The organism is Streptomyces sp. NPDC060027, assembly GCF_042737005.1.
Taxonomy (GTDB): Bacteria; Actinomycetota; Actinomycetes; order Streptomycetales; family Streptomycetaceae; genus Streptomyces.
This window is the reverse complement of sequence record NZ_JBHWVI010000028.1, coordinates 1-17,150: the sequence shown is the minus strand read 5'-3', so window position 1 is coordinate 17,150 and position 17,150 is coordinate 1. Positions and strand designations below refer to the sequence as shown.

The following is a 17,150-nucleotide window of genomic DNA, read 5'->3' as shown; positions in this document are numbered from 1 at the left end:
CATCACGTTGCAGAACCCGGACCGATGATCTCTGTTCTTACGGGACCGCTACGTCATGTTTTGCACACCCGTGACGGGACACTCGGCGCGAGCAGGCCCGTTGGACGGCATCGCGCTGGCCGGCCTGAGCCGTTGCGTGCGCAGTCGTCGCCCGCTGCAGGACGTGAACTCGGGGCAGTCGATCAGGGGTTGAAGAGGATCTTCACCGCGCCGTCCTGCTTCTTCTGGAACATCTCGTAGGCGTCAGGCGCCTGCTCCAGCGGCAGGCGATGGGTCGCGAAGGATTCGACACCGAGCAAGTCGGCGTCGGTGAGCAGGGGCAGGAGGTCGTCCACCCAGCGCCAGACGTTGGCCTGGCCCATGCGTAGCTGGATCTGCTTGTCGAACATGGTCAGCAGAGGCAGGGGGTCGGCCATCCCTCCGTAGACACCGGACAGGGAGATCGTGCCGCCCCGGCGGACGAGCTCGATGGCCAGGTACAAGGCGGACAGGCGGTCCACGCCGACGCGTTGCATCAACTTGGCAGCCAGCCTGCTGGGCAGCAGAGTGGTCATCTGCTGGGCGGCCCGGGTGACCGCGGCGCCGTGGGCCTCCATTCCGACGGCGTCGATGACGGAGTCGGGGCCGCGTCCGTCGGTGAGGTCACGGACGGCTTCCACGATGCCGTCTCCGTGTTCCTCAAGGTTCAGGGTGTGCGCTCCGCGCGCTTTCACCCGGTCCAGCCGCTCGGGCACCAGGTCGATCCCGATGACCGTCCCGGCTCCGCGATGGGCGGCGATGCGGGTGCACATGTCCCCGATCGGTCCCAGGCCCAGCACCGCGACGCTGCCACCGGGAGGGACGGCCGCATAGTCGACGGCCTGCCACGCGGTCGGCAGGACATCGGACAGATACACGAACCGGTCGTCCGGAGGACCCGGAGGGACGGCGATGGGCAGGGTGTTGCCGAACGGCACGCGCAGGTACTCGGCCTGCCCACCGGGGACCTGGCCGTAGAGCTTGGTGTACCCGAACAGGGACGCGCCGCTTCCCTGAGTGTGGACCTGGGTGGTCTCGCACTGCGAGTGCAGGCCCTGCTTGCACATGAAGCACGTACCGCAGGAGATGTTGAACGGAACCACGACCCGGTCGCCCTCGCGTACGTTCACCACCTCGGACCCGACCTCTTCGACGATCCCCATCGGTTCGTGACCCAGGATGTCGCCGGCGTCGAGGAACGGTCCCAAGACTTCGTACAGGTGCAGGTCGGACCCGCACAGCCCGGTCGTCGTCACTCTGATGATCACGTCGGTCGGATCCTGGATCTCGGGATCGGGGACCGTGTCCACTCGTACGTCCCTCTTGCCGTGCCACGCCAACGCCTTCATGCATCCTCCTCAGTACATTGCGCGACTCGGACCGATCACGGTCCCGCATCCTGCGCGAGCCCCCGCCCAGGTGGCGATGGCCAACGCCGGGAGTCACGCTTCAGGGAGTACCCCACATGCGCAATTGATACATAACGGTCAGACGGGTGGACATTCCTTCCTGCCCCGGAGACACGGGAGCCGGGAGGGACCGCAACCGTCACCCGGAGGAGGTCCGGGCGCAGCGGAAGGCGGAGCCGACGGCAGCGAGACGCAGTCGTTCCAGGACGGCGGACTGTCGGTCGGCGCGCTCCACAAGTACGTCCAGGTGTTCGGCGAAGAGCCGCCCGTCAGTCTCCGCGAGGGCTCGCAAGCTGTGCCAGCAGGCCGCCTTGCCCTGGACACTCAGCAGCATGGATTCCAGTTCCAGGACGTCGCTGAGGGGGGAACGGGAAAAGAGATGGCCGTTGGGCTTGACGCGGCCTGCCTTTTCGGCCAGCCAGCCGAGGGCGACTTTCGTGTAGGCGGTCGGCACCGCGAGGTCGGCCATGATCTGCGTCAGCGAATCACGGTCCTGCTCCACTTCATGGGCCAATTCGGCCAGCGTGGTGCCCTGTTCCCGGTACTGCTGAGTCTGAGCGGCCCGCCGGAAGAGTTCCAGTCCGGCGGTCGCGCCGGAGAGGTGGTCGTTGAGGTAGATCTCCAGAAGGTCGGCGCTCCCCGAGGCCTTCTTCGGGGACGCCCGGAAGGTTCCCGACTCGTCGGTGGTGGCAGCGGCGCGCATTTCCCGGTCCACCGAGGCGGTGAGTTCGGTCCAACTGTCCTCGAACTTGGCGAGCCCTTCGCGTTCGAGGGTGTCGGTGACATCCGTGAAGTCGACCCCGACACGCTCCAGCGCCTCGAAATGGGCTGCCGCGTCGGCGTGGACATCGGCGGCCGGCGGGCGGGCGGGCAGAGCGCCGTGGTCGGCGAACGCTGCCAGAGTGGCGCCGGGCATGGTGTTCACGGTGCCCGCGATGACGAGTTCGCTGACGTACATCGTGTCGGGATAGGCAGGGTTCTTGACCCCGGTGGATGCCCACAGAGGCCGCTGCCGACGGGCGCCGACCGCGACGAGGGCCTGCCAGCGGGGCCCGGCGGTCAACTGCTGGTACGCCTGGTGCGCGAGCCGGGCGTTGGCGATCGCGGCCTTGCCCTTGAGCGCCTGGGCCTCGGGGGTGCCGAGGGCGTCGAGGCGACGGTCGACCTCGGTGTCGACGCGGGAGACGAAGAACGAGGCGACGGAGTGGATGTCCGCCAGGTCGTGTCCGGCGGCCTTGGCCCGCTCCAGTCCGGCCAGGTAGGCGTCCATCACCGCGCGATAGCGCTCCAGGGAGAAGACCAGGGTGACGTTGACGCTGATGCCCTCGGCGATGACGCGGGTGATCGCGGCCAAGCCCTCACCGGTGGCCGGGATCTTGACGAGAAGGTTCGGCCGGTCGACGGTCTCCCACAACTTCCGCGCCTGGCCGATCGTGGCGTCGGTGTCCCGCGCCAGCCGGGGATCGACCTCGATGGAGACCCGACCGTCGCTCCCGCCGGTCTGCAGGTAGACCGGGCCGAGCGCCTGGCAGGCTGCCCGTACGTCGTCGGAGGTAAGGCCGAGGATGGCATCGTCCACGCTCACTCCCTCACGTTCCAGCCGGCGCAGTTGCTCGCTGTAACGGTCCCCTTTGGACAGCGCGGAGGCGAAGATCGCGGGATTCGTCGTGACCCCTACGACATGCTTGTCCGCGATCAGCTCCTTCAGCTCACCCCGGGACAGCAGCTCACGGGACAGGTCGTCCAGCCAGACCGACACTCCGGCGGCGGACAGCTCGGCGAGCGGATCGGACGCGATGGAAGAAGTCATGCCAGACCTCCGGAGGGTAGGGGACACCGGTCGGCACACCTGTCCGGTATGCCGACCGGCGGAAGCACTCGCGAGTGGGCGGGACGGGCGAGGGCTCGTTCCTGTCGATGTCTCACACGGATCGCCTCGATGACGCGGACTGCGCGCCTTCGGCGAGGGCGCCGGCCTGTCCCATGGAGATGGTGGATCCGCTCATGCTTCCCGGGACGCCACGGCGCAGTGCTCCTGCACGTGCCTGGGAGACGAGGCGGCGGTAGTCCAGCTCCGCCAAGTCCGTGGCCCGCACGGACAACGGGCTTCCGTCCAGGCTCTCCAGCAGAGCGGCATGGGCGTGATCGTTGGCAGCCTCACGCCGGGGAGTGATTCCTCGCGGCAGCCAGGAGATCAACAGAATCCTGTTCCGACGTGCTCCGTCCGCCGTTGCGAAGGCCAGGTCGTGGACGACGAGTCTGGGCTCGTGCGCGGGCAGGGCCGACAGGAACTCGTCGTGCGTCAGATTGCCTTGGCGTTCGACGACACAGGTGTCCAAGGCGTCAGTCAGCCGGTAGATCACCGTGTTGACTTCCCGCTTCCCCTTCAGTTCCCAAAATGCGCTGACGCACCTGTCGTCCACGGACATGTGACTGCTCATGGCTCTCTCCCTCCGCCCCGGATGCATGGGTCGATGGCGGTCTTGCGGCAGGAGCGCGTCTTGAGCTGTTCGTCGCGGGGCCGGCCGCGCGCAGGACGTGATGTGGGCTTCAGCCTCTCAACCCGGCCACTGGTCGCCCTGCCTCCCGCCGTGGCCCTGGATGTGCTGCCGGATGCCGCCGAGGCGACGCGCTCCACGGTTCGGGCAAGGCGGGGCAGCATACTGCGGTGCCGCAGCTGGATCAGGAGATAGAGGGGGGCTGCGTGCAGAACTCCTCCCGGTCCGCGCAGCGGGTGCTCATCCACGAGGACCAGAGCCTGTCCGCCCCAGGGGCGTACCTCAATGGCGATGCGCGCGGTACCCAGGCGACCGCTGTCGACCTCGAGCTCCAGCCGGCGGGGCGGTTCCACCCGGCGGACCACCGTCCGCCCTTCGAGCGTCCATGGACCCAGGTCCACGCGATACGCCAGCGCCGCGTCGACCTGCGGCCACCGAGTGTCCAGTGGCCAGGACGCAGAGGTCCCCACGACCCAGTCGGCGTAGAGCTCGGCGTCCTCCAGAACCGCCCAGACGGCGTCAGGGGGCTGCTCGATCACTTGGTGTCGAATTGCCACGACAAACCTCTGAAATATCTACGAATGGGTCAATACCGTCGCGTACCCTTCTGTACCGGCATCATGCGCAGCAATACCTCAGGCGTCATTGCTGCCACCACGACGGCTTGCCACTCGCCGTCGCGCACATCCAAAGCCCGATGGACGCAACTGACTGCTCACGGATGACCACAAGACGGTGGGGAGAGCGAAGGCCGACGGCACACGCCAGATGACCGTCGGAAGACTCCGCACGGGCCCCGACGGCCGTTCGCACCGGAGTGTGACCGTGAAGGATCGTGAACCCACCCGACCGGGCTCCACCCTTGGGAGGCAGACCGTTCGCGTGCAGTCGAGGCCACGGTGAGACGGCGCTTCGATGCTCGGCAGGCCGTGGGAGCGAATCCCGCGACATAGGCGGACCGTGTCCGCCGACGCCTCGTCTCCGATCCCGGCCGCCCTTGACCAACACCGCGTCAGCCGGGCGCATACAGCCACGGCAGCCAGGCCGGCGACGACCCGCTCCCTCCGAGGACGGCCGAGTCCTCGTTTGTCTCGCGGGAAGACGGGGACTCGCCACCAGTGATGGGGACGCCCGCAGACGACGTCCCGTCATCGGAGGAAACCATGATCATCCTCGGAGTCATCCTGCTCGTTGTCGGCCTCGTCGCGGGCATCGGAATCCTTTGGACCATCGGGGTCGTTCTGGTCGTGATCGGAATCGTGCTGTGGATTCTGGGAGCGATGGGACGCGAGGTCGGCGGACGACGCCACTACTGGTAGTGACCGCTCTTGTCCGGTCATTCGCCGCCACGGGAACGACCGAGGCGACCAGCGCGGCCGGAAGACGGCGCGCGGATCACGGGCGGTGTGTCCGATGCCCGCCGCCGTCCTCACCGGCCGTCAGGTTCGATGGAGGCGCGGGGTGTTCGGGCAGAGCGGGCTCTGCCCGAACCCCTGGTTCCTCGGGCTCCTTCGTCAACGGCGCTGTGGCACGGTGCGCGGATGGCGCGTTGTTGTGGGCGGGAGGGCTCGGGTCGGGTGTCATTCCGGCCGCCTACTTGCGTGGCGTGCCCGGCTGCCCGGGCCCACCGGCCGCCTACTTGCCCGGCTGCCCGGGCCCAAGGGATGGGGAGCCGGGTCGGGTGCTCACCGCTGCCTCCGCGTACGCAGGTCGAGGTCCCCCTGCACGGCGAGGCCGACGATCAGCCCGGCTGTGCCCAGGACTAGAACCAGCAGGAATGCCCAGCCCAGGGCCACGCCGGCCGTGAGGCAGTCGTGGCTGCGTTCATCATGCACTCACCCGTCGCGCGAGCGTGATCGTCCGTATGATCACCCGCCCAGGCAGGGGACACGGCCGTGGGTCACGGCGGTCGATCACCTCACGCGGCCCTCGTCCGATTCAGCCTCTTCGTCCTCGTCGTCGGGGAGGTGGACGTCGTCGACGGCGATGTTCACCTCGACGACCTCCAGTCCCGTCATCCGTTCCACGGCGCTGATCACGTTGGTGCGCACTTCGCCGGCGACGTCGACGATGGAGACGCCGTACTCGACGACGACGTCCAGGTCGACGGCGGCCTGGCGCTCGCCGACCTCGACCTTCACCCCTCGCGTGGCTCCGCCTCCGCCTCCGCCGGGGACGCGTTCCCGCACGGCGCCCAAGGCGCGGGCCGTCCCCGCTCCCAGGCTGTGGATGCCCGGCACCTCACGGGCGGCCATGCCCGCGATCTTGGCCACCACGCCGTCCGCGATGGTGGTCTTCCCCCGTGTCCCGGCCGGTGCTCCGGCCCCGGTGCGCCCCTTGAGCGGGCTGACTTCTGCGTCAGGCCGGCTGCCTCCGCCGACGCTGGTGATGTTGTCTGTCATGGCGGTCGCCTCGATCGGTGTGGGACACCTGCGTGGTGCCCATCCAAAGCTTGTACATGTCGTTGCACCCTGCGGTGAGCCGCACAGGAACCGCTCCGGAATGCGAGTCCGCCTCGGTTACGATGCCCGGGTTCGGACTGGACTCGCCCCGTCTGGAGCAAGGGGGCGTCCCTGTCGCCGCCCTTCGGGAGCCGCGTACAGACGCAGCCGCGCCTGCCCCGCTGCGGGGCTTTTCGTGCCAGCGCGCTCCTGCTCAGAGCGCGTCATCACGACACCGTCTTCCGAACTGTCGGAGAGGGCAGAGTCAGTGTCGGGACTCTCTTTGCCGCTGCGGGCGAGGCCCGAAGCGGTGGTGCTGCCGCAGGGAAGCCAAGCGCCTTCGGTGGCATCGGCGACGGTCCGTGAGCCAGCGGGGCCTTGTCCGCCCTGGTCAGGCTGATTGACGACCTGCTGCCAGCCCCGGCCTTCGTCCCACGCGATGCCATAGTGCTCGTAGAGGCGGTGTTCCTCGTCCACCGAGAGGAAACCCCCGGCATCGACGTCCACGTTGGGGGCGTCTTTGACGGTGGCCTTGACGTAAGGAACCTCCAGATGGTCTTCCACCATGGTCGCCTCGCGAGTGGGAACGAAGGACTCACTGGTGCCGAAGAGCCCGGTCTTGACGCTGACCCACTCGGGCTCGCCGGTCGCATCGTCGAGGAAGACATGCCTGGTGTCGCCGATCTTGTTTCCGTCGACGTCGTACACCGAGTGGTCCAGCACGGCGGCAATCTGCCCTTGGGTGATCATCCTGGCCTCCTGCCTCCCTCTGGTCATCTTCCGCGTAACCCTTAGAAAGGCATGAAAACCCACTAATGCCGACTAATTGCCCCTATCGAGCCTGTTTGCGCAGGTCCGCTACAGCCCTCTCGGAGGGCGTCACAGGAGGGGGGCTCCGTCACCCGAAGCCCCTTCCGACTCAGATGGCGCAGGTAGTGGACCTTTCGTCCGTCACCCGGCCCATCCCTGGAGGAAACCGGGTGCCCGGCGTGACGCACAGGCTGTCGGACCGGCCTCGCTTCCACTCCCCCGAACGTCGCCCCTGCCGACAGCGCGCCACGAGGGGCCGGGAATCCGGCACCACGGCGCCGGCTGCCGGACGGTCTTCAGACCGTTCGACCCGAGCCGGCCGCCCGGCGGGGTGCCCGGGTCGGCGTGATCGACGTGTGCACCGCGGCCGTGGCCACGCTGCCGATCAGCGGGGCAGGGCTGTCCGCGATGTCCCGGACCGCGGCAAGCCACCCGCTGCGGACGAAGGCACCGGAGAGTTGAGCTCACAGCTCCCGGTGCCGCCCGCCGGGCACGGATGCCGTCACCGCCGGTCTGCCGGATGAAGGCGCCGCAGCCCCCGGCGCAGCTCCCGCCGTATCGGCTCCGGCAGCCTCTCGTCCTTCGTCGTGGCGACCAGCGCCGCAGCCACGTCCCGGAGCTTGATGTTGCAGTGCTGCGACACGTCCACCAGGAGGTCCCAGGCCCTGCCGCTGGAACACGGCGCCAGGACCATCACCATGCCGCGCGCCTGGTCGATCACCTCACGGCTCGCCATCGCCTGCCCCAACTGCTCATTCCTGGCGCGTAGTTCGACGACCTCGGCCAGTAGAGCCGTTTCCTCCGCCGAAGCCACGGCCGTCAACAGCCGCCGTTCCTCGCGGGGCGTGGTCACCGGGTGCATGGTCCGTACCTCACAGGGCAGTCATCCTGTCCACAGGCGGTCAACGGCGCGCCAGTTGCCGTTCTCCGGCCGCACCGGGCTTGTAGGCCAGTCCGTAGTGCTTGAAGATCGCTTCCTCCTGTTCGGCGGGCAGCACGTCGTCGGTGCCGATCGAAGGAGCCTGTTTCACCAGCGTTTTGGCATAGGCGACCTTGAGATAGCCCGGCCCGGCGATCGCATCATCGATCGGGACGAAGAGCAGACGGTGCCGGGTGGGCAGTCCGGTCCGTACCGTGGCCACGGCCGGCTCGTCCGTGGTGGTGTTCACATAGACCGCTTCGAGCACACCGATCTTGTGGCCCTCGGTATCGACGACGTCGCAGTTGCGCCATTCCCGGACGTCGGCTGCGTGAATCATGGCCTCCCCCTTCGGGTCGGCTCACCCGCCGGTGGTGAGTCGCACCCCCGGTCTTCCGCGTAGAGCCGCCACAACGCACGCCGCAGTGCACGCTGCATCAACCGCGAGAGCGGCTCACCCTCCCAGGCGGCGACCACGGCCGCAGCCACCTCCGGAAGACCGGTGTGGCACTGCCGTGACATATCCACCAGCAGGTTCCTGGCCGGCCCACGGCGGCAGGGGGCCAGGACCATCACCATGCCGCACGCCTGATCGATCACCGTACGGCCGGCCAGCGTCCGCCGAAGCTGATCGACCTCGGCGCGCAGCGCCACGACATCCTCACCCGCCGGGTCCTCTACCGAGGCCTCGGCCGTCAGATCCCACCAATCCTCTGGGAGCATGGTTGTGCGGTGCATGGCGCGTACCTCTCGACGATTGCGGTGCGTCCGATGTGGCCCGAGCCGTCCCGGAGCCTCTGGATGCCAGGCCGGTTCATCCGTCACCCGCGGCGTTCGCGGTCCCGACGGTCCTCGCGCCTCCAACGCGCCCGGTGCTGACGGCTGTAGCGACGGCCCCAGCGGTCCTGACGCTCCCGGCGGTCCCGGTACTCCCCGTAGTCGGACCCGCCGCCACGGCCCCGGGCTCTGCCACGGTCATGGCCGTGCCGGGTGACGCTGTGGATCAGCACGGCCGCGGCCAGCCACCAGAGGGGGTTGAGGAACCCGAAACCGAACAAAATCAGAGCGGCAATGAGAAGCAGGACGAACACGGCGGGCCTCCCCGGAGCGGAACAAGGCATCACTGCCGGGGGCCGGGGTCAGTTCAAACAGACTAGTCCTCCCCAAAGGTTGTGGATAGCGGCCCCGTCGGCGTGCTCCGCCGGGACCGGATGGCCATTTGCCGTCTGTCCAGGGAGCCCGGCGAGGACTAGCGTGCGTGGTACGGCCCGAGCCCCCGGCAGCGTCGATCACCTCTCGCGCTCCTTCGGGGCGCACCTCGCGCATCAGTGCCGGAACCCACCCCGCCCCCAACGGGCCGCTCCCGCACCCACCGTCGCCACGCCGCTCCGGCACGGCCACAATGCGCCCCATGCGGGCATCCTCCCCTTCTGCTGCCCGCCGCCTCGCACGCATCCCACCGCAGGTGGCACGCATGTACGTACTCATCGTTCCGGCATCGGTCCCCTTCGTCCTCCTCGCCACCGTCATGGGCCTGTCCTGGTGGGAGGACTATGTCCTGCCGACGCGGCCGGCCGAGCCGCTCGAAGCCTCCGCCGAGGTTCCGTTCACCCCAGCCGCCCCTGCCCAGCTCGCAGAACTCCCCCGTGCCGAGACCGCGTTGACAAGTGAGGTTGTCGGGCGTTGACTGACAGCACGGCGTAGGGCTATGCAACTCCCGATCGTTCGGGCAGCATTCCACCTTCCCGCTTCGCCTGGACCCCGCGGAATCAGGAACTTCCCGCGATCTGGAGGCCCGGCAATGATCCTGTGGATTCTTCTCCTTCTGCTGATCCTGGTGGTGTTCGGGTTCGGCTTCACCATGCAGGCCCTCTGGTGGGTCGCCGCCGTACTGCTGGTCGTCTGGATCGCCGGCTTCGCGATGCGCGGGCGCGGCGGCGGGCGCGGCGGCGGTGGTAGCCGCCGGTACGGCCGCAGTCGCAGGTAGTCGACGCCAGACGCTCTCCCGCCCGCGAGAACGACGGCCTGTACGGCGATCGCGCGCGAGAGATGCCGGCAAACGAAGCCGAACAGCCTACGAGCCGAGGGCCGGAGAAGGCTGTCATGCTCACCACCGACACCGCCGCCGCGATGTGCCCGACGAGCCGATCCGCCGGACGCACTCGGCGCCCGCGTGCGCCCTGTGATGAGAGGGGTTCCTGCCCATGCCGGTTCTGCGCACACTGGCCCTCCCGTCGATGCCGTCGGCCGTCTCCGGTACGACGGCCGACCTCTTCGACGCTCTCGCCGGTCTCGCCTACCGAGGCGGCGGCCGTGCACTGACCGCGGCGGGCCGGCTTGCCGGCGCCTTCGCGCGCCCTTTCACGACTCCCCTCGCGCCGGACGACTACCTCGGCCTGATAGACCCGCTGCTGTCCGCGCGCCATCCCGCGGGCCGGGTGGTCGCCGTACGTCCGGAGTGCGCCGGGGCCGCCACGCTGGAGATCCGTCCCGGGCGCGGCTGGGCGGGACACCGGGCCGGGCAGTACGTGCCTGTGGGGGTGGAGATCGACGGCGTACGGCAGGGGCGTACGTACTCGATCACCTCGCCCCCGCCGCTCACCGGGGCACCGAAGGCCCGGACGCTGACGATCACGGTCAAGGAAGATCCCGGCGGCCGGGTCTCCCCGCACCTGGTTCACCGGACCCGTCCCGGTACCGTGCTCCGACTGGGCCCCGCGCAGGGCGAGTTCACGCTGCCGGAGGATCCGTTGCCACCGCGGATGCTGATGGTGACGGCGGGCAGCGGCATCACCCCGGTGGCGGGGATGCTGCGCACCCTGGCGGGCCGCCGCTTTCCCGGGCCCGCTCCCGACGTCGTACTCCTGCACAGCGCACCCGGCCCGGACGAGTTCCTCTTCCGTGCCGAACTGGCCGGGCTGGCAGCCCGGTTGCCCTGGCTGAGCGTTCACGCGCGGTACACCCGTACTGTGGGCCGGCTGGTCCCGGAGCACCTGAGTGTGCTCTGCCCGGACTGGTCCGACCGCGAGACCTGGGCCTGCGGTCCGGACGGGCTGCTCGACGCGCTGGAGCGGCATTGGGCGGCGGCCGGGGCGGGCGAACGGCTGCGGGTGGAGCGTTTCCGGCCGGTGCTCGTACCGTCGGCGGACGCCGACGCGACGCCGGGTGGCTGGGTCCGGTTCGAGCGCAGCGGCATCGAGGCCGACGCGTCCGCGTCCGTGCCGCTGCTGGAGACCGGGGAGACAGCGGGTGTGGCGATGCCGTACGGGTGCCGCCGGGGGATCTGCTTCGGCTGCCTCGTCCCGCTGGTCCACGGCCGCGTCCGCGATCTGCGGACCGGCGAACTGCACGGTGCACCGGGCGAGTTGATCCAGACCTGCGTCAATGGCGCGGCAGGCCCGCTCGCCCTCGCTCTCTAGGGCAGCCGTCCCGTTGCGCCGTCCGCACCGCTGAAGGAACGTCAAGGGATATTGACCGATGAGAAATCGCAGAACCGAAGAGTTACGGGCGCCCAAGCGCAAGGTCCTCGACCTGACTCTTGTGCAGGTGGTGGCGAGCGCACTCGCGACGGTGGTCGGCGCGGTGCTGGCGTCCCTGCTGGGGGTGACCGGGACGATCATCGGCGCAGCCGTGATCAGTACCAGCGCGACCACCGGCGCAGCGGTCTTCTCACATGCTTTCCGGCGGACGGGCGAGGGGATCCGCAGCCGGGTGCCGCCCGTAGGGGTGCCGAGGACGCCGGGCGAGGAGCGGGCGGAACACCGCGCGGACGCCCGGGCGGCGTTCGGTTCACCGGCGGACGCCACGGCTGTCGCCGCAAGGCCGCCGCCTTCCGGGCCCGGTGGCCAGGCGGCATCCACGTCCTCCACGTCCTCCGGAGGTGAGTCGGTCACCACCTATCGGGGTGGCTCCCTCCGGAGATCCATCGGCTGGAAGAAGTACGCCCTGGCGACGGGCCTGGTGTTCGCCCTGGCGATGCTCACGGTGACCGCGGTGGAGCTGATCGCGGGCAAGCCGGTCGCGGCCGTGGTCAAGAACGAGCCGGGCAGGGGAACCTCGGTGGGCGGTGGCACGGCCGGTACCCCCGCTCCCGCCGACAGCCGCACACCCACCCCGGGTGCGTCCAGTGGCACGGCGCCACAGACGGACAGCCCTGCCGCGCCGGACGTGAGCGCGGCGCCGGACACCAGTTCTGGTCCCGGCTTCAGCTCCGGTCCCAGTGCCGGTCCCAGCGGTTCGGCGTCGTCCGCGCCGTCCAGCGAAGGTGCCGTGAACAGTTCCGAGGCCACCCCTCGTTGAGCTCAGCCGGTCGGCACGGCGAAGCGCAGTATGCGGCCCCAGGTGGAGCCGTACTGCCGCCACAACGGGCCGGTGACGTAAGGGATGTCGTACTTCTCGCAGAGTTCTCGCACCTGCGGGGCGATTTCCGCATAGCGGTTGCTGGGCAGATCCGGAAAGGCATGGTGCTCGATCTGGTGGCCGAGGTTTCCGCTGAGGACATGGAAGAGCGGGCCGCCCTCGATGTTGGCGGAGCCCTGGATCTGACGCAGATACCACTCGCCGCGGGTCTCGCCCTCGATGTGCTCCTCGGTGAAGGTCTGGACGGCTCCGGGGAAGTGGCCGCAGAAGATGATGGTGTGGGTCCACAGGTTGCGCACCGTGTTGGCGGTGAGGTTCCCGAGCAGGCAGGGCAGCGCGGAGGGCCCGGCCAGCAGCGGGAAGATCACGTAGTCCTTGGCGATCTGGCGGGTGGCCTTGGACAAGAACCCGGTCAGGTCGGCCAGGAAGGAACGCCACGGCTTGCGGCCGGCGGCGACGGCATCGGGTTCCAGGTCGTACAACGCGATGCCCCACTCGAAGAGGGGCGCGAGCAGGAAGTTGTAGAGCGGCTGGGCGAGATGGCGTGGATGCCAGGCCTGTTCGGCACTCATCCGGAAGACGACGTACCCGAGGTCGCGGTCGAGGTCCACGACGTTGGTCCAGGTGTGGTGCAGGTGGTTGTGGGTGTGCTTCCAGGCCTCGGCGGGCGTGAGGAAGTCCCACTCCCAGGTCGTGGAGTGGATCGCCGGGTCGCCCATCCAGTCCCACTGGCCGTGCAGGATGTTGTGGCCCAGCTCCATGTTCTCCAGGATCTTGGCGAGGGAGAGCATCGCGGTGCCCGTCACCCAGGCGGGCGGAAAGAGCGAGACGGCGAGCGCGATCCGGCCTCCCGCCTCCAGACCGCGCTGAGCGGCGATCACGGTACGGATGTAGCGGGCGTCCTCCGCGCCGCGCGAGGCGACGATCTCGGAACGGATCCGGTCGAGTTCCTTGCCGAACTCCTCGCCGAGAGTGACCTCGGGGGGCTCAAGAGCGGTAGCAGTCACAGGGGACTCCTTGTGTGGCTGGGCATGAAGTTCGCCGGTACGCAGGTCGCGTACGCGACCTCCAGGGGGAACCGGTCAGCGAGACGGGCCAACGACACCGTCGGCAACCTCGGGACGGCGCTCACCACGGTCGGCCACCGGCCGACGGAAGAATCACGTCACGGTGCGTCGGATGCCACGACACCGAACCGGGGCGTGGCACATCGTCGCTGTCGAGACCTGCGTGCACCACGCGCCTCCCTGGAGCGGAGCAACTGAGCTGCTGCCGGGGGCTCGGGCCTCACCAAGCAGCCTAGCGCCACCCCCCGCTGCGCGGACACTGCGTATACGAACAGCCCCGGAGGGAGGGGATCCGACCAAGGGGTGCGCGGCCCGGCCCGGACGGGGTACACGGCGCCGGACCACTGCTCCAGCGGGTACGGCGCAGAACCGCCGGCCGGGTCCTGCTCGTCGGGGACGCCGCAGGCTACCCGGATGCCCTCACCGGTGAGGGCATCGCCCTCGCACCGGCGACCTCCGGAGCCGTCGTCCGCTGCCTGGCCGCCGGGCGACCGGACGAGTACGAGCGCGCCTGGACCCGGCTGACCCGACGCCACCGACTGCTGCCCTGGGCCCTGCCGCCGCGGCCTGGCCAACACGCGAGCGGCAGTTCCGGGGCGGGTGCTCCAACAGCTGCGACAGCAACGCAATAGTGCTGACGCTCCGTCAGGAAAGTCAGCACTGGGTCAGCATTAGGCTGACTAAACCCGTCTACAGACGGCCAGACCTGAGAACGTAGCTTTGTCCGTCGATGCGTTCCTGAGGAGCGATCGCCCCTCGGGAACACCGGGTGCCGAGCGGGGACAGCCGCGTCCCGCGTGAGGCGTGCGCTAGAGCTGGAACCCCAGGTCAGCGCACCCTCCCGCGCGGCTTCAGCGAGCCAGGCGGGAGTTCGGGAGCGGTCAGTGGTGCCCCGTCGTACCCCACCACCTCACCGAAACGGGAGCCCTTCATCCAGTCCGAACGGGCCTGAGCGATATCCTCGTTGGACCGCCCGATGAAGTTCCACCACATGATCAGCTCCTCCTCGAACGGCTCACCGCCCAGGAGCATGAGGCCCGCGTCCGACGCGGCGCGCAGCGGGAGTTCGGTGCGGCCGCAGCCGAGGTAGAGCATGGAGCCGGGGAGCACCGGCACGCCGTCGACCTGGGCCTCGCCGGACATGGCGAGAACGGCGTACTCGAAGTCGGGGTCCAGCGGCAGGCGTACGTCCGCGCCGCTCGTGAGGGCCAGGTCGGCGCCCACGATCGGCGTGTACGTCGTTCCGGGCGAGGCCGTGCCGTCGAGCGTGCCCAGCAGAAGCGTGGCCCGCAGGCCAGGGGCGGTGACGACGGGCAGTTCGCCGTGGTGCTCGAAGTGCGGTTCGGTGTGCCGGTGACTGTCCGGCAGGGCGACCCAGAGCTGCGCGCCGTGCAGGAGGCGGGAGTGCGAGCGGGGGCTCTCCTCGGAGTGACTGATGGCGCGGCCCGAGGTCATGAGGCCGAGTTCACGCGGGCGGATCGTCTGGAGACTGCCCGTGGAGTCGCGGTGCAGCACTTCGCCCTCGTGCAGCCAGCTGACGGTCTGCAGGCCCATGTGCGGGTGCGGCGGCACCTGCATGCCGGGCTCGTCGGCGATGTCGTCGGGCCCGTAGTGGTCGACGAAGCACCAGGCGCCGACCATGCGCCGGCCCAGATTGGGCAGCAGGCGGCGGACTTCGGTGGACTCGCCGAGCTTGACCCGGCGGGGGCTGAGGAGTTCGCGCACCGGCTCGGCCACCACGAACCCGCGGCCACCGCAGAGGGCGGGAACCGCCTCCCGATCAAGATTGCTCATGGCGCACAACCTAGCCCTGTCGGGGACCTCTCGTCAGGTCATCGATCCACCCATTGAGGGGCACTTGGCTCAGAACCGGCACGGCGACCGAGGACCCGGACCACAGGTCCGTACGCCGGAGGACGGCCCGTCGGCGAACTGTCGACGGGCCGTTCGAGGGACCGTCGAAATGCCGTTCGAGGGAACCACCGACGGGCTGTTCGAGGGGCTACCGACGGGCTGTTCGGGCGGCGACCGACGGGCCACTCGGGGAACCACCGACGGGCGGCTCGGGGGGCTGTCGACGCGGCTTCGACACTCGGGTCGAGGCAGCATCCCAGGAAATAGTAGCCATGGACATAGTAGCCATGTACTGTATCTCGCATGAGCTCAGCGAAGTCGGTATCCGAGAACGCGACGCCCGGTTTCCTCGTCTGGCGGCTGTCCATGAAATGGCGCGTCGCGGTCGACCGGGCGGTGGGCCCGCTGGGTCTGACACACGCGCAGTACTCGCTGGTGGCGTCGCTGTACGGCATGCACCGGGACGGCGTGCGCCCCAGTCAGCGCCAACTCGCCGACCACACCGGGCTCGAACCGCTCTACGTGTCGAAGCTGGCCCGCTCCCTGGAAGCGGCCCGCATCGTCGACCGCGTCCGGGATCCGGCGGACCCCCGGGCGGTGCGACTGTCCCTCACCGAGGACGGGCGGGTGATCACCCGCCGCGCGATCACCGTGGTCCAGGGCCTGTTGGAACAGCTTCTCGAACCACTGGGCGGCCTCGGCGGCGAACGCACACAGGCGTTCAGCCGCGAACTGGCCACCCTGCTCGACGTACCGCTCGATCCGGCCACCGGAGCCGAGCCGTATTCCGACGAGGATTCACCCAAGGAGCAGTCATGACCACCTCCCCTCCCCCTGTCAACGGCCAGGTCATCGGCCTCGCCCACTACGCGAGCCGCGCCGCCCTGGAGCGGGTGCTGGCCCGCAGCGGCACCACCTTCGAGCAGTCCGTGGCCCTGCGGGCCGTCTCCGACAACGGCGGAACCGTCGAGCGCGACCGGCTCGTGGGCCGGCTGACCGGCGCGCTGAAGATCGAGGAGCCGACGGCCCGGCGGACCGTCGACGCGATGACGGCGGTGAAGCTGCTGGAGGAGCCCACGGCCGGGCAGGTGTCCCTCACGGACGCCGGCCGGGAGCTGTTCGAGTCGATCCGCACCGCCGGCAACGAGATCGCGGCCCGGCTGTACGCCGGCATTCCGGCCGAGGACCTGGCCGCCGCCGGACGCGTCCTGACCCTTGTCACCGAGCGCGCCGACGCGGAACTGGCCGAGGCATAGCCACTCCGCGACCACCCCCTCGACAGGTCGTGGAATATTCAACCAACAAGCGCGGTTGAGGCCGTCGAAGGAGGTCAGTGGTGGACATGACGTACTACGACCACGGGACGGCCGCGGAGCGCTGGGAGCGGGCGCAGCTGTTCTTCGAGGCCAAGGACTACGCCGCGGCGGCGCGGGTGCTGGGCGGACTGGTCGAGGAGGCGCCGGAGCAGACCGGACCCCGGCTGCTGCTGGCGCGCTCCTACTACCACTCGGCCCAACTGCGGCGCGCCGAAACCGAGTTGCGCGCGCTCGTGGAGTTCGACCCGGTCGAGCACTACGCCCGGCTGATGCTGGGACGCACGCTGCAGCGCCTCGGACGCAATGACGAGGCGGCATCCCACCTGCGGATCGCGTCCGCGCTCGCGGGCGACTTCGAACAGGCTTGAACGGCCCGGGGGTTCGGCCAGGCTCGGTTCCGGTCCGCCGCCTTTCGGCCCCTGTGCCCCACCGCCGGGGAGTCCGGCGAGCACGCCGCTG

At 69.4% G+C, this 17,150-nt stretch carries 20 protein-coding genes and 2 pseudogenes; 9 read left to right on the top strand and 13 right to left on the bottom strand.

From position 1 onward, the window contains the following. Window positions 1–182: 182 nt before the first annotated feature. The 4 genes and pseudogenes from ACFWBT_RS10080 to ACFWBT_RS10065 all read right to left on the bottom strand — a co-directional run. Window positions 183–1,367, bottom strand: coding sequence for a zinc-dependent alcohol dehydrogenase (locus ACFWBT_RS10080; RefSeq protein ID WP_385697882.1), 1,185 nt, complete (start codon window positions 1,365–1,367; stop codon window positions 183–185). A gap of 199 nt (window positions 1,368–1,566) precedes the next feature. Next, on the bottom strand, window positions 1,567–3,237 hold the full coding sequence (gene tal / locus ACFWBT_RS10075) for a transaldolase (RefSeq protein ID WP_385697880.1): 1,671 nt from the start codon (window positions 3,235–3,237) through the stop codon (window positions 1,567–1,569). Window positions 3,238–3,349: 112 nt separating this feature from the next. Next, window positions 3,350–3,868 (bottom strand): hypothetical protein, encoded by a 519-nt coding sequence (locus ACFWBT_RS10070; protein ID WP_385697878.1) that lies wholly within the window; start codon window positions 3,866–3,868, stop codon window positions 3,350–3,352. Window positions 3,869–4,023: 155 nt separating this feature from the next. After that, a pseudogene (locus ACFWBT_RS10065) lies at window positions 4,024–4,482 on the bottom strand (SRPBCC family protein); the annotation flags it as partial. A 606-nt stretch (window positions 4,483–5,088) separates the two neighbouring features. Between ACFWBT_RS10065 and ACFWBT_RS10060 the strand changes: the two are divergent. Further along, a complete protein-coding gene (locus ACFWBT_RS10060) occupies window positions 5,089–5,244 on the top strand; it encodes a DUF6131 family protein (protein WP_385697876.1) in 156 nt (51 codons plus the stop codon). A gap of 366 nt (window positions 5,245–5,610) precedes the next feature. Here the strand turns inward: ACFWBT_RS10060 and ACFWBT_RS10055 are convergent, their stop codons facing one another. The 7 genes from ACFWBT_RS10055 to ACFWBT_RS10025 all read right to left on the bottom strand — a co-directional run bounded on the left by ACFWBT_RS10055 (window position 5,611) and on the right by ACFWBT_RS10025 (window position 9,186). Then, window positions 5,611–5,760, bottom strand: a complete 150-nt coding sequence (locus ACFWBT_RS10055) for a hypothetical protein (protein WP_385697874.1) — start codon at window positions 5,758–5,760, stop codon at window positions 5,611–5,613. A gap of 78 nt (window positions 5,761–5,838) precedes the next feature. After that, a complete protein-coding gene (locus ACFWBT_RS10050; RefSeq protein ID WP_385697872.1) occupies window positions 5,839–6,327 on the bottom strand; it encodes an Asp23/Gls24 family envelope stress response protein in 489 nt (162 codons plus the stop codon). A 117-nt stretch (window positions 6,328–6,444) separates the two neighbouring features. Next, on the bottom strand, window positions 6,445–7,116 hold the full coding sequence (locus tag ACFWBT_RS10045) for a PRC-barrel domain-containing protein (protein WP_385697870.1): 672 nt from the start codon (window positions 7,114–7,116) through the stop codon (window positions 6,445–6,447). Between the two features lie 562 nt (window positions 7,117–7,678). After that, a complete protein-coding gene (locus tag ACFWBT_RS10040) occupies window positions 7,679–8,038 on the bottom strand; it encodes an ANTAR domain-containing protein (RefSeq protein ID WP_385697868.1) in 360 nt (119 codons plus the stop codon). A 40-nt stretch (window positions 8,039–8,078) separates the two neighbouring features. Further along, window positions 8,079–8,435: a PRC-barrel domain-containing protein gene (locus tag ACFWBT_RS10035; protein WP_385697866.1), complete on the bottom strand. Its 357-nt coding sequence runs from the start codon at window positions 8,433–8,435 to the stop codon at window positions 8,079–8,081. Next, complete coding sequence (locus ACFWBT_RS10030) at window positions 8,432–8,833, bottom strand: ANTAR domain-containing protein (RefSeq protein ID WP_385697865.1); 402 nt, start codon at window positions 8,831–8,833, stop codon at window positions 8,432–8,434. The genes ACFWBT_RS10035 and ACFWBT_RS10030 overlap by 4 nt, the downstream gene beginning before the upstream one ends. Window positions 8,834–8,916: 83 nt before the next feature. Beyond that, window positions 8,917–9,186, bottom strand: coding sequence for a hypothetical protein (locus ACFWBT_RS10025; protein ID WP_385697863.1), 270 nt, complete (start codon window positions 9,184–9,186; stop codon window positions 8,917–8,919). 383 nt (window positions 9,187–9,569) lie between these two features. Here ACFWBT_RS10025 and ACFWBT_RS10020 point away from each other — a divergent pair, with 383 nt between their 5' ends. From ACFWBT_RS10020 to ACFWBT_RS10005, 4 genes are all read left to right on the top strand, one after another. Next, a complete protein-coding gene (locus ACFWBT_RS10020) occupies window positions 9,570–9,782 on the top strand; it encodes a hypothetical protein (RefSeq protein WP_385697861.1) in 213 nt (70 codons plus the stop codon). Window positions 9,783–9,896: 114 nt separating this feature from the next. Then, window positions 9,897–10,082, top strand: coding sequence for a hydrophobic protein (locus ACFWBT_RS10015; protein ID WP_385697860.1), 186 nt, complete (start codon window positions 9,897–9,899; stop codon window positions 10,080–10,082). Between the two features lie 217 nt (window positions 10,083–10,299). After that, window positions 10,300–11,514 (top strand): ferredoxin reductase, encoded by a 1,215-nt coding sequence (locus tag ACFWBT_RS10010; RefSeq protein ID WP_385697858.1) that lies wholly within the window; start codon window positions 10,300–10,302, stop codon window positions 11,512–11,514. A gap of 58 nt (window positions 11,515–11,572) precedes the next feature. Next, window positions 11,573–12,394 (top strand): hypothetical protein, encoded by an 822-nt coding sequence (locus ACFWBT_RS10005; protein ID WP_385697856.1) that lies wholly within the window; start codon window positions 11,573–11,575, stop codon window positions 12,392–12,394. Window positions 12,395–12,396: 2 nt separating this feature from the next. On the opposite strand, the gene ACFWBT_RS10000 is transcribed toward ACFWBT_RS10005, so the two are convergent. Next, window positions 12,397–13,461: a fatty acid desaturase family protein gene (locus ACFWBT_RS10000; RefSeq protein ID WP_385697854.1), complete on the bottom strand. Its 1,065-nt coding sequence runs from the start codon at window positions 13,459–13,461 to the stop codon at window positions 12,397–12,399. A 362-nt stretch (window positions 13,462–13,823) separates the two neighbouring features. On the opposite strand from ACFWBT_RS10000, the pseudogene ACFWBT_RS09995 reads away from it, so the two are divergent. After that, a pseudogene (locus ACFWBT_RS09995) lies at window positions 13,824–14,105 on the top strand (NAD(P)/FAD-dependent oxidoreductase); the annotation flags it as partial. 244 nt (window positions 14,106–14,349) lie between these two features. Here the strand turns inward: ACFWBT_RS09995 and ACFWBT_RS09990 are convergent. Continuing rightward, window positions 14,350–15,315, bottom strand: a complete 966-nt coding sequence (locus ACFWBT_RS09990) for a pirin family protein (protein ID WP_385697852.1) — start codon at window positions 15,313–15,315, stop codon at window positions 14,350–14,352. A 363-nt stretch (window positions 15,316–15,678) separates the two neighbouring features. Between ACFWBT_RS09990 and ACFWBT_RS09985 the strand changes: the two genes are divergently transcribed. From ACFWBT_RS09985 to ACFWBT_RS09975, 3 genes are all read left to right on the top strand, one after another. Next, window positions 15,679–16,194, top strand: a complete 516-nt coding sequence (locus ACFWBT_RS09985; protein WP_385697850.1) for a MarR family winged helix-turn-helix transcriptional regulator — start codon at window positions 15,679–15,681, stop codon at window positions 16,192–16,194. Beyond that, window positions 16,191–16,631: a MarR family winged helix-turn-helix transcriptional regulator gene (locus ACFWBT_RS09980; protein ID WP_385697848.1), complete on the top strand. Its 441-nt coding sequence runs from the start codon at window positions 16,191–16,193 to the stop codon at window positions 16,629–16,631. Before ACFWBT_RS09985 ends, ACFWBT_RS09980 begins: the two co-directional genes overlap by 4 nt. 80 nt (window positions 16,632–16,711) lie before the next feature. Further along, the gene (locus ACFWBT_RS09975; RefSeq protein ID WP_385697945.1) at window positions 16,712–17,059 is read left to right on the top strand and encodes a tetratricopeptide repeat protein; all 348 of its coding nucleotides are present in this window, start codon (window positions 16,712–16,714) and stop codon (window positions 17,057–17,059) included. Window positions 17,060–17,150 lie beyond the last annotated feature (91 nt).

Bases quoted from the DNA above. Each gene is read 5' to 3' on its own strand.
- ACFWBT_RS10080 (WP_385697882.1), bottom strand. From the start codon at position 1,367: ATGAAGGCGTTGGCGTGGCACGGCAAGAGGGACGTACGAGTGGACACG.
- tal (WP_385697880.1), bottom strand. From the start codon at position 3,237: ATGACTTCTTCCATCGCGTCCGATCCGCTCGCCGAGCTGTCCGCCGCC.
- ACFWBT_RS10070 (WP_385697878.1), bottom strand. From the start codon at position 3,868: ATGAGCAGTCACATGTCCGTGGACGACAGGTGCGTCAGCGCATTTTGG.
- ACFWBT_RS10060 (WP_385697876.1), top strand. From the start codon at position 5,089: ATGATCATCCTCGGAGTCATCCTGCTCGTTGTCGGCCTCGTCGCGGGC.
- ACFWBT_RS10050 (WP_385697872.1), bottom strand. From the start codon at position 6,327: ATGACAGACAACATCACCAGCGTCGGCGGAGGCAGCCGGCCTGACGCA.
- ACFWBT_RS10045 (WP_385697870.1), bottom strand. From the start codon at position 7,116: ATGATCACCCAAGGGCAGATTGCCGCCGTGCTGGACCACTCGGTGTAC.
- ACFWBT_RS10040 (WP_385697868.1), bottom strand. From the start codon at position 8,038: ATGCACCCGGTGACCACGCCCCGCGAGGAACGGCGGCTGTTGACGGCC.
- ACFWBT_RS10035 (WP_385697866.1), bottom strand. From the start codon at position 8,435: ATGATTCACGCAGCCGACGTCCGGGAATGGCGCAACTGCGACGTCGTC.
- ACFWBT_RS10030 (WP_385697865.1), bottom strand. From the start codon at position 8,833: ATGCACCGCACAACCATGCTCCCAGAGGATTGGTGGGATCTGACGGCC.
- ACFWBT_RS10020 (WP_385697861.1), top strand. From the start codon at position 9,570: ATGTACGTACTCATCGTTCCGGCATCGGTCCCCTTCGTCCTCCTCGCC.
- ACFWBT_RS10015 (WP_385697860.1), top strand. From the start codon at position 9,897: ATGATCCTGTGGATTCTTCTCCTTCTGCTGATCCTGGTGGTGTTCGGG.
- ACFWBT_RS10010 (WP_385697858.1), top strand. From the start codon at position 10,300: ATGCCGGTTCTGCGCACACTGGCCCTCCCGTCGATGCCGTCGGCCGTC.
- ACFWBT_RS10005 (WP_385697856.1), top strand. From the start codon at position 11,573: ATGAGAAATCGCAGAACCGAAGAGTTACGGGCGCCCAAGCGCAAGGTC.
- ACFWBT_RS09990 (WP_385697852.1), bottom strand. From the start codon at position 15,315: ATGAGCAATCTTGATCGGGAGGCGGTTCCCGCCCTCTGCGGTGGCCGC.
- ACFWBT_RS09985 (WP_385697850.1), top strand. From the start codon at position 15,679: ATGAGCTCAGCGAAGTCGGTATCCGAGAACGCGACGCCCGGTTTCCTC.
- ACFWBT_RS09980 (WP_385697848.1), top strand. From the start codon at position 16,191: ATGACCACCTCCCCTCCCCCTGTCAACGGCCAGGTCATCGGCCTCGCC.